We start from the raw sequence: 8,314 nt of genomic DNA on the forward strand, positions 1-8,314 counted from the left end.
AGGCCGTGTGCAGGAAGAGGACAGGACCATCATCATGTTCCCCCCCGGCGACGGCGGGGAGCCGCCTGATGACAAAACCCGTTTTGTCCGCCCCGGCCTGCGCGTCACCCTGCTGAAAGCGGGCGAACAGGCCGGGGAAAGCCGCTTTTTTCCCGAAGGTTTCCGCGCTGGGCGGGCGCAGGACAACGACCTGGTCATCCCCTTCAATATCGTCAGCCGCCACCATCTGGAAGTGAAACGGCAGGCAGACGGCTGGTGGCTCCATGACAACGGCAGCGCCAACGGCGTCTACCTCGACGGGCGGCGCATCGCACAACCGACCCGGCTGGCGTTGCCCGCCCTGCTCCAGTTGGGGGATTCCGCCTGTTTCCTGCAACTGGAGGAAACCTCACCGCTCACGCCGCCCACCCCGACGCCATTGCCGGAGCCGGATGCGCCCGCCACCGGAACACAAACGGCGGCAACAGCCACTTCCACCCGCAGCAGCGGCGCAGGGCGGACTGGGGAGCTTACCCGCGAACAACTCAAACAGCGGCTGCTGGCGGAAACGGCGGCAGAAGACGCTGGCGATTACACCCGGATGGTGCGCGCGCTGATCCATGAAGACCGCAGCGCCCGCCGCCAGCGTTACCGGGGCGTCCTCTGGGGAGCCGCCGCGTTGCTGCTGGCCGCCGCCGCTTTGTTGGCCTACCAGCAACTGGCGCTGGAAAGGGCGCGCACCCTGGCGATTGACATGTTTTACGACATCAAGACGCTGGAACTGAACCTGTCGCAAGCGGAAATCCGTCTGGAAGAGCACATGGCGACCTTACAGGCTGCGATTGAGGAAACCCGCAATGAAAAGCTGATAGCGGAGCAGAAAAAGCTGGAAGAGGAACGCTTCCGGCTGGTCAGGGAGCGGGAACGGCTGGGCAGCATGCGGGTGAAATACCAGCAATACGTGCAGGAAGCGAATGCGCTCAAACTGCGCTTTCCGGGCGCCAGCGCTTACGAGGAGCAACTGATCCTCAAGGTCGCCCGCCAATTTGGCGAAAGCGAGCTGGAAGCGCCGCCGGAGTTTGTGAACGAAGTCCGGCGTTATATCGGCTACTGGCAGGGTTCCTCGCGCTTTCCCGCCGCCATGCAGCGCCTGGAGGCCAACGGCTATGCCCCCGTCATCCTCAGCGCGTTGCAACAGCAGAACCTGCCGCCGGATTTCATTTACCTGCCGTTGCAGGAAAGCAATTACAACACGCAGGCTATCGGCCCGGAAACCCGCTACGGCATCGCCAAAGGCGCGTGGCAGTTCCTGGCCAGCACTGGGCAGGAATACGGCTTGCAGGCCGGGCCGAAAGCGGGCGTCCGGGAATATGACCCGCTGGACCAGCGCTTCGATTTCAACCGGGCGAGCGCCGCCGGGGCCCGCTACCTCAAATACATCTACAGCACGGAGGCGCAGGCATCCGGCCTGCTGGTGATGGCCAGCTACAACTACGGCCACAACCGCGTCCGTGGCCTGATCAAGAAAATGCCCGAAAACCCGCGCGACCGGAATTTCTGGAAATTCATCCAGCATTATCAGATACCACAGGAAACCTATGATTACGTTTTCTACATTGTGGCCGCCGCCGTGATCGGGGAAGACCCGGCGCATTTCGGCTTCCGTTTCAAGCCGCCGCTGGCCAACAGCGGCAAACCGGCGGGGGCGGGCGTTTCATGAACCCAGCGTACAGCCAGACCTTGCCCATCGGCACCCGCATCGGCCCCTATGAAATCCGCAATGTGCTGGGCGAAGGGGGGTTTGGCGTCACTTACGGGGCGTATGACCATGTGCTGAACCAGACGGTCGCCATCAAGGAATACCTGCCGCGCGACATCGCCTGCCGCCAGGCGGACGGCCTGACCGTCGCCGCGCGCTCAGAAGACATGCAGGCATCCTACGCCTACGGGCTGGAACGCTTTCTGGAAGAAGCGCGCACCTTGGCGAAATTCCGCGACGCCAGCATCGTCAGGGTGCTCAGTTACGTCCAGGCGCACGGTGCCGCCTATCTGGTGATGGATTTCGAACAGGGCGAATCGCTGGCGCAACGCCTGAAGCGCGTCGGCAGGCTGGACGAAACGGCCATCCGTGCGCTGCTGGAGCCGTTGCTGCGCGGCTTGCGTTGCATCCACGCGCAGCATTTCCTGCACCGCGACATCAAGCCCGCCAATATCCTGCTGCGGCGGGACGGCGCGCCGGTGTTGCTGGATTTCGGCGCGGCGCGGCAGTCCCTCAGCCAGCAGACCCTGCTGCTGACGGCGATGGTGACGCCGGGTTATGCACCGTTCGAACAATATTTCAACGATGACCAGCAAGGCCCGTGGACGGATCTGTACGGGCTAGGCGCCACGCTGTTTCACTGCATGACGGGCGTTCCGCCGATCGCCGCCACCAAGCGCGCCGCCGCGCTGTTTGAGAAACGCCCTGACCCGCTGACGCCTGGGCTGGAATCCCTGCGCCAGGACTATTCCGCCGGGCTGGCCGGACTGGTCGGCTGGCTGCTCCAGCCCGAAGCCAAGGAGCGGCCACAGGACACCGCCGCCGTGCTGGAACGGCTGGCCGCCATACCGCGCCCCATCCAGACGGAAAACGCCGCTCCGACCTCCCCGCCACCGGGTTCACCGCTAGACCCTGCGGTGCTGGACAACCTCCGGCTCAAGCTGGCGGAGGAAATTGGCCCGGTCGCGGGCGTGCTGGTCAAGCGGGCCTGCCGCCAGACCTCCGACCCGGCGGAGCTGGCGCGCTTGCTGGCCAGTTTCCTTCCCGATGAAGCACAGCGCACCCGTTTCGTCCGCAACGTGGGCGCAGGCGCGCCCGCCACCACGCCGCTGGAGGGAACCGCCGCACAGGCAGCCGCAACGGCTCCGGGCTTCGTCCCTGACGCCAGCCTGGTCGAACAGGCCAAGACGCAACTGGCGGCCTACATCGGCCCGATCGCCACCACGCTGGTGCGCAAAGCCGCCACGGGCGCGGAAACCCGGGAGCAGTTCCTGCGACGGCTTGCCGCAGAATTGCCGGATGGAACCCAGCAGGCCGAATTTCTCAGGAGGATGAAAGCATGACGATACCTGGAGCAATCACTGTCCCGCTGGCGCTGTTCGGGCTTTTGTCCTTGAGCGCCCAGGCCGCTGAAAACGGCAACTGGTCGGCCGCGAAAACGGAGGGTGCCGACCGGCCAGCCGCCTGCACGCTGGTTTCCGCGCACCAACAGATGGACGACACTCAGGGACAGACGGCGGTCTGGCTGGAAATCAGCCCAACGGCGCTGACCGTGAAAACCGGCTCGGATATCGACGCCGAATTCAAGGATCTCACCATCCAGGTGGACGACAAGGACGCCATCCCATCCGATGCGCTGGATGGCAAAACCAATGTGGTGTTCAGCAAGGCGGCGGACGCCATCACCCAGCAATTCATCCAGGGGGTGAAGGTGCGGGTGCGGCTGCGCTTCTGGCCAACCTGGCCAAGCCAAGGGGTGCGGACGGCGGATTTCAGCCTGATCGGCTTCACCCAGGCATACCAGGGGTTGGAAGGCTGCGCCAAGCAGCCTGCAACCCCAACGGAGACGGATCACAAAGCGGGGCAGGACAACCCCAAACCACAGGAAGGGCAGCCCAAGGAGGTAAAGGATGAAACTGGCGACAAAATTTAATCTGGTGCTGATACTGGTGCTGCTGGCGGGCTTCGCCATCGCCGGGGTCAGCTCTTACACCATCTTGCAGAAAAACGCCCGGCAGGAAATCCTCGACCGGGCCAATATCATGATGGAGTCCGCGCTGGCAATGCGCAGCTACACGGTCAAGGAAGTGCGGCCCTTGCTGACCGTGCAGAACAAACGCCAGTTCCTGCCGCAGACGGTGCCTGCCTACGCGGCGACCCAGACCTTCAACCAGTTGCGGGAAAAGAACCCGGAATACACCTATAAGGAAGCGACCCTAAACCCGACCAATCCGCGCAACCGCGCCGCCGACTGGGAAAACGACGTCATCCAGCAGTTCGCCAATAACGACAAGCAGGAATCCCTGGTCGGCGAACGCGACACGCCCACCGGGCCTGCGCTGTATTTCGCCCGCCCGATCCGGATCACCGACCCAGCCTGCCTGGTGTGCCACAGCACCCCGGAGGCGGCACCGGAATCCATGCTCAAGCTGTACGGCCCGGCCAATGGCTTCGGCTGGCAACTGAACCAGGTGGTGGGCGCGCAGATTGTCAATGTGCCGATGGATGTCCCCACCCGGCATGCGCGGCAGGCGTTCCTGACCTTCATGGCGACATTGGGCGGCATATTTGTGTTCATTGTCATCGTGTTGAACATTTTGCTGCGTTCCTTGGTCATCCGCCCGGTGGTGCAGATGTCAGCGCTGGCCGACCGCATGAGCAAGGGTGAGGAAAACCTGCCGGAATTCAACGAACAGGGCAAAAACGAAATCGCTGTGCTGGGTGCCGCGTTCAACCGCATGAAACGCAGCCTGGAGCGCGCCATCAGCATGATTGACTAAGCGCCTGACGCCGCCAGCAAACGGCGCTGGCGGATCGCTTTGGCGCGGGTTGCAAACAACGGGGTTTTCGGTGCCATCAGCGCCAGTTCCAGCGCGGCGGCCTGCCGTTGGCGCTGCATGCCGGTTGCCAGTGCCTCATGGCATTGTTGCGACCCCACCGGCTTGCCCAACAGGTAGCGCTGGCCGGTGGGAAATTCGCCTTCATGCCGCCGCCACCACGCCTGGATCAAGGCAGGGTCAGGCCAGGGAAGGTTTTCATCCGCATCGAGGGCGACATTGTCATCCTGCGGGGATTCGGTGGGACCTGCCTGGAAGTTTTCCGGCTGGTCAGTTTCAAGATCCTCGTAAGCCAGGTCGACGCCGGTGATGAGGCTGAAGGCTTCCCCCGCGATCCGCGCCAGTTCCGGGGTTTGCATCTGCTGGATCAGCCAGGGGATGTAGCGCGCCTCGCCCACCATGCCGCTGCCCTGGATGGCGAGGCGCAGGTTGCCGTGTTGTTTGGCGAGAATCCCCAGTAAGTATTGCACGCTGTCGCCATGGCTGGCGCGCGCCAACACTTGCGCTGCCTGGAAGGCGTATGCGCCGCCCGGTTCCAGCAGAAAGGCTTGCAGCGTCTGCAAGGCTTCGTGGCGGTTCCCCAGCAAGGCGAGCGCCCAAGCGGCCCAAAAACGGACGCCAGCATCATCGGCCTTAAGCTGGCGGGCGATCAGGTCGCGCAGGTCGTTGCGGCCCAGCTCGCCAGCGGCTTTGAGGGCGCGGCGGCAAAGGGCGGCGTCCTGATCCTGCACGGCGGCTTCCAACTGCTTGCCGGGGTCGACGCGGTGGATGGCGCAAGCGGCGACGCCGACCCGCCGCCACCAGGGGTTGCCGGAAGCCAGCAGGCCGCTGACCTTGCCCTTGAGGTGTTGCGGCTCCACCCAGCCGAGGGCGGAAACCAGGCCGCGTCCGGTTTCCGGGGTGGCTTCGCAGAGTGCGTACAGCGCATGCAGGCGTTCGGGGTCAGCGCCCTCGAAAGCGAGGGTGGCGGCAGCGAACATTTCACCCGGTTCCTTGAATTGCTGGAGGTTGTCCAGGCAACGTCGCCAGCCTTCAGCGCCCGCCACCCGCAGGCCGTCGAGGTGGGCATCAATGCGGTTTTCGAGCGCCTGCAAATGCTCAAGGTTGTAATGGGCTTCCGTGACGGCGTTGTCGCGCAACAGCCAGAGGAAGGCTGCTTCTTCGGCGTGTTGGTCGATGATGTGGGGGATGATGGGGGTGGCGGCAGTCATCATTGGTCAGCCTTGTTTCTTAATAAGATTCAGGGTTTAGACAGTGCAGTATGCCATTTGATGTGGTTTATAGATCAGGTTCAAATATATTCCATTGCCCATCCTCTAAAAAAAGAACATGTTTTTCACCAAATGACCATAACTGGTTATGGTAGCTGGCCAATCGATGGAAAGTTAACTTCTGATCAATGTTAAACTCAACGGCTGTAATTTTTTCATTTTTCATATAGTCAATACCTTTCCCATGCGCAAAGAATATTTTTTCTTCCAGCAATGCCAAATCCCAATAGTTTTTCTCATTGGAATGGCCTATCAGCCTCCATATATCGTCATTGCCAGTCATGACCAAGCCACCGTATCCAGCGATACATACAGACTGGTTTTGAATATGTTGTATACATAACAGATTTTCATTTGTTGGCACGTCTATTCTTTTCCATTGACCCTTACTAAAATGATATGTTTCACCTGCCAAACATACGCCGTAGAAGTCATCTTTATCCTCCCCCCCAATATCTTCGAAATCAGGGGATTCATAATCCCTGAACCCGCAATCATGCCTTTCCCAAGTATTACTGACCAGCCTGTATATCTGCCCACATTGACCCCCACAGAATAAATCATCCCCAATTTTTCTGATCCTGATCAAATCACCGAACTCATCAGCGTCATTTATTCTCCACTCCACTTTTGATTGTGCAATTTCATCTGGTGAATTTTTATTATCCAATGAAAAAGAAATAATATGCCCTGACTTACCGAGTATATAAATGTTGTTTTCATTTATAAGGCTATCAACATAAAAATCATTTCCAAGCATAAAACGATGTGAATTTCCATTTTTACTGAAAAGCAAGACGGATTTTGGTTTTTCCGCTTCAATGTCCAAACGGACAACCAATGCTATTTGGTATAATCCAACAATACAACCGCTGGAAATTAAATAAGTGGATACTGAGCGTCTTTCCATAATTCAATGCCTCTACTTTATTGCCTTGGAACTGGGTCAGAGAGCCCCACCTTGAGTTTCATGTTTTCGTGCCCTACCTTGAGTTGGTGCTCAATACAATCTTTGGGACAGCCTATTGCAGCTCCTGATTCTGCTCCCAATTGAATGGCTTTGTTGAGGGTAATTTGTTGGTTAGGGTTTTTTCTTTTGAAACTTTTCGCTAATTTATCGTACTTTCGGCCAACTATACCATGCTCTTTGGCTGGGTCATTATGGTCTTCCCCTTCCACACAAAGGCAGGGGGCACCGACGTCATTGTAACCTGTTGTTGGATCTTTGATCCCTCTGGTGGCGTGAGGAATAAAGCAGGAAGACGGAACCAAATGATGTGTCGTTTTTCCATCACAACAATTATTAGTGGCTTTCTTGCTCTTATGTGGTTGTAATGCACACTTTAGCGATTTTTTGCATTTTTCATCGTCACACATAGATTCTATCGTCTGTTTGCGTTTGACTTCATCACGCATCCTGTAAATATAAACATGTGTGTAAACATCCCCATTTTCTGATTTCTCGGTTTTTAAACAGTTTTTCTCAATATCTCCAGCAACTTTTGCGCAGGGGCCTTTCCCTCCGAATGCCTGAGAATCAAGAAATGGCCATGTGGGAGAGTTTCCAGGAAAAGAAGCATGATTATGCGTTGTAATATCAAGATGTCTGACAGCATTTTCTCCTTCAATTTTGACATCCATTGACCAAGCATTAAAATAAACTTTCCCCTTGATTTTTCCTGTCACCACCCCTTTTTTCGCGGGTGTGGCGCAACCTGCTTCATCGCCAGTGCTGGTCTTGAAATAGGATTTGTCTTTCAACATGACTTCTTGGCCTGATATTTTTACGCTTTGGCTACCACTGGTCGTATCTTTGGTAAAACCTGTATTGGGATAAGGCACAGGGACTCCAGCAGGTGTTGCTGGAGAAGTTGGAGGTGTCATGCAAACATCTGGGAAAGCACAAATAGATTTGCCATCCCCTTTCTTACAGGAAAGCTCCCTTCCGTTTGCAAATACATTGTTTGCCACAATCTAACCCCTTTCTGTAGTGCGCCAGACACTGATAAAAGCTGTTCGTTTTCCATCAGCATTTCCGGCATGAAAAAGTACATGGTTACCTTTTCCATATTCTTTTTTTCCCGCAAACTTCATCACAACAAGCATGATCAAGCCAATGGCGGAACCCGTTTCACCTATGCAATCCGCCGGATGCCAGATGTCAAAGTTTTCCTTGCGTACCCGCAATAAACGTCCAAGAACTAATGCGGCTTCCTTGAAATAATATTGCTTGCCAGAAATATCGGTGATCCGGAAATCCAGATCGTGCATTTCACAACCGGATTCTGCCAGTGCGCCTTTAATGGCTGTGGTCAGCCCTTCCGCCCGCAGCGGCTCCTCCGCGTCCACATGCGCTGTTTCCATGCCGAAACCGAGGCCGGTGCAGACCAGTTGTGGCTCCGGTCGGCGGTAAACCGGCTCGACCACCACCGCCGCGCCCGCCTCCCCCGGAATGAAGCCGTCGGAAT

The 8,314-nt window shown here is 57.6% G+C and carries 8 protein-coding genes; 4 read left to right on the forward strand and 4 right to left on the reverse strand.

Going from position 1 to position 8,314, the window contains the following annotated elements; genetic code table 11:
* The first annotated feature begins 7 nt into the window (after positions 1-7).
* Genes VSS37_RS09855 through VSS37_RS09870 form a run of 4 tightly spaced genes read left to right on the forward strand, consistent with a single transcriptional unit; the run spans position 8 to position 4,518 of the window.
* Positions 8-1,699: an FHA domain-containing protein gene (locus VSS37_RS09855; protein ID WP_324694782.1), complete on the forward strand. Its 1,692-nt coding sequence runs from the start codon at positions 8-10 to the stop codon at positions 1,697-1,699.
* Positions 1,696-3,081 carry a serine/threonine protein kinase gene (locus VSS37_RS09860; protein WP_324694783.1) on the forward strand — a complete coding sequence of 462 codons (1,386 nt, stop codon included), beginning with the start codon at positions 1,696-1,698 and terminating at the stop codon, positions 3,079-3,081. Before VSS37_RS09855 ends, VSS37_RS09860 begins: the two co-directional genes overlap by 4 nt.
* Positions 3,078-3,671, forward strand: coding sequence for a hypothetical protein (locus VSS37_RS09865; RefSeq protein ID WP_324694785.1), 594 nt, complete (start codon positions 3,078-3,080; stop codon positions 3,669-3,671). The genes VSS37_RS09860 and VSS37_RS09865 overlap by 4 nt, the downstream gene beginning before the upstream one ends.
* On the forward strand, positions 3,649-4,518 hold the full coding sequence (locus tag VSS37_RS09870) for a Tll0287-like domain-containing protein (protein WP_324694787.1): 870 nt from the start codon (positions 3,649-3,651) through the stop codon (positions 4,516-4,518). The genes VSS37_RS09865 and VSS37_RS09870 overlap by 23 nt, the downstream gene beginning before the upstream one ends.
* Here VSS37_RS09870 and VSS37_RS09875 read toward each other — a convergent pair.
* The 4 genes from VSS37_RS09875 to VSS37_RS09890 all read right to left on the reverse strand — a co-directional run.
* Positions 4,515-5,789 (reverse strand): TIGR02270 family protein, encoded by a 1,275-nt coding sequence (locus VSS37_RS09875; protein WP_324694788.1) that lies wholly within the window; start codon positions 5,787-5,789, stop codon positions 4,515-4,517. The genes VSS37_RS09870 and VSS37_RS09875 overlap by 4 nt on opposite strands.
* Before the next feature lie 64 nt (positions 5,790-5,853).
* Positions 5,854-6,756 (reverse strand): hypothetical protein, encoded by a 903-nt coding sequence (locus VSS37_RS09880; RefSeq protein ID WP_324694789.1) that lies wholly within the window; start codon positions 6,754-6,756, stop codon positions 5,854-5,856.
* 17 nt (positions 6,757-6,773) lie between these two features.
* Positions 6,774-7,817, reverse strand: a complete 1,044-nt coding sequence (locus VSS37_RS09885; RefSeq protein ID WP_324694791.1) for a PAAR-like domain-containing protein — start codon at positions 7,815-7,817, stop codon at positions 6,774-6,776.
* 3 nt (positions 7,818-7,820) lie between these two features.
* A partial coding sequence (locus tag VSS37_RS09890) for a hypothetical protein (protein ID WP_324694793.1) occupies positions 7,821-8,314 on the reverse strand: 494 nt, incomplete at its 5' end.

The sequence above is a fragment of the Candidatus Thiothrix phosphatis genome (assembly GCF_035668035.1).
Lineage (GTDB): Bacteria > Pseudomonadota > Gammaproteobacteria > Thiotrichales > Thiotrichaceae > Thiothrix > Thiothrix phosphatis.